The sequence below is a fragment of the Luteimonas sp. MC1828 genome, from assembly GCF_016461615.1.
Taxonomy (GTDB): Bacteria; Pseudomonadota; Gammaproteobacteria; order Xanthomonadales; family Xanthomonadaceae; genus Luteimonas.
This window is the reverse complement of the sequence record NZ_JAEMNY010000006.1, coordinates 1-537: the sequence shown is the minus strand read 5'-3', so window position 1 is coordinate 537 and position 537 is coordinate 1. Positions and strand designations below refer to the sequence as shown.

The following is a 537-nucleotide window of genomic DNA, read 5'->3' as shown; positions in this document are numbered from 1 at the left end:
GCAAGAATCGTAACCATCTCTTGGATCGCAATGCTCTTGGCAGGATGTGCTGAAGACAATGCGATGCGTTGCTCACTCTCTGGGCATGTCGATACGGGGCACTGCAGAACTTCGATACTAAATATCGCGGTGGCGCCAGGATCTTACGACCATGAGCAGGTGTTAATCAGCGGATTCGTCGGAGACATCATTAACGATCCTGATGCAACAGTCTTCTTGCTCTACCCGAACTTGATTGCTCGCTCTAATCTGGAGGACACCATGGCGGTAAAGGTGGCAACGTCCGGACGCAAGACGCAAGAATTTAGGTCTGCTACTGGCACGATCCGCTCCGTTCACGTATATGGCGAGTTTGTGGCCAATACTGGCCGCGGCTCACTTGGCACACTCACCTTCGATTGCGAATTTCACGGGGCCGCAGCGTGTGAGCCCTAACAATGCGTTCAAGCCGACACCGCATCGGGGCGCGAACCACATGGCAGGTAAAGCGTGCCATGTGCCTCACGCCCCGCTGCGGCGCGGCTTAACTTAGGCGTT

The 537-nt window shown here is 55.1% G+C and carries 1 protein-coding gene; it reads left to right on the top strand.

All coding sequences use genetic code 11. The features are described 5' to 3' along the window. On the top strand, window positions 1-435 hold a 435-nt coding region (locus JHB91_RS14005), incomplete at its 5' end, for a hypothetical protein (RefSeq protein WP_233398751.1). Window positions 436-537 lie beyond the last annotated feature (102 nt).